The following is a 1,076-nucleotide window of genomic DNA, read 5'->3' on the forward strand; positions in this document are numbered from 1 at the left end:
GCAGGCGCTGATCAGCGTGGTCGCCACCAGCTACCTGCTGGGGGTGTCGACGCGGCGGGTGGACAAGCTGGTCGAGCAGCTCGGCATCAAGCACATCTCCAAGAGCCAGGTCTCGCAGATGGCCAAGACGCTGGATGAGCAGGTGGAGGCGTTCCGGACGCGGGCGTTGGACGCCGGCCCGTACACCTTCGTGTGGCTGGACGCCTTGACGCAGAAGGTGCGCGAGGGTGGGCGCACGATCAACGTGCACGCCCTGGTGGCCACCGGCGTCAACGCCAACGGCCAGCGCGAGGTCCTCGGCCTGGACGTCACCAGCGCCGAGGACGGCGCCGGCTGGCTGGCCTTCCTGCGCGGCCTGGTCGCTCGCGGCCTGTCCGGTGTCCAGCTGGTCGTCTCCGACGCCCACCGCGGGCTGGTCGAGGCGATCGGCGCCGCCCTGCCGGGCGCGGCCTGGCAGCGCTGCCGCACCCACTGGAGCCGTCAAGAATCAAGGTGTCGATTCTGTGACACGTGGGATGTCGTGGTGCGGTGTGATGGCGTTCAGGAGCGCGTCGGCGCTGGAGTATCGGGTTGCGGATCGGGTGACGGCGTAGCCGGTCTCCTCCAGCAGCGGGCGAACCCAGAGCTTGGCGTTGCCGATAGTTCGTCGGCTCACTTGAAACAGTTCGGCTACGACCTGCCAGGTGCAGACTTTGCGCATGCCGAGGATGACCGCCAGGACGCGCTCGGCGTCGGTGATTTTCTCCTGGAAGATGCCTCCGCGGGCGCCGGCCTGCCGGTCACCGCCGCGCTGGCGATGCTTGCGCCGCTCGGCCTCGGCGGCCTGCCGCAGCGACAGCCGCTCGATCAGTGCGGCCAGTTCCGGGCGACTCATCCCGGTCAGTGCCGGATCTCCGAGCAGCGCCAGCCGGTTCGGCCGTGTCGGGACGATGTTGCTGTCCAGGAAGTCGCGGAGCGCACCGGCGCTGGAGAAGCGCAGCACGGTGGGGTCGATCTTGAGTTTGCGGGCGGCCAGGAGCTTGCCGGTCTCGGTGACCGCCTGGCCGATCGGGGGCTGGCTGATCTCGAGCAGCTCC

1 protein-coding gene is annotated in these 1,076 nt (G+C 69.4%); it reads left to right on the forward strand.

Features of this window, described 5'->3' with window-relative positions:
• Window positions 1–1,076: IS256 family transposase (locus tag KME78_RS65845; RefSeq protein WP_246655210.1), on the forward strand; the 1,076-nt coding region annotated here is incomplete at both ends.

The organism is Nonomuraea guangzhouensis (assembly GCF_019396345.1).
GTDB lineage: Bacteria > Actinomycetota > Actinomycetes > Streptosporangiales > Streptosporangiaceae > Nonomuraea > Nonomuraea guangzhouensis.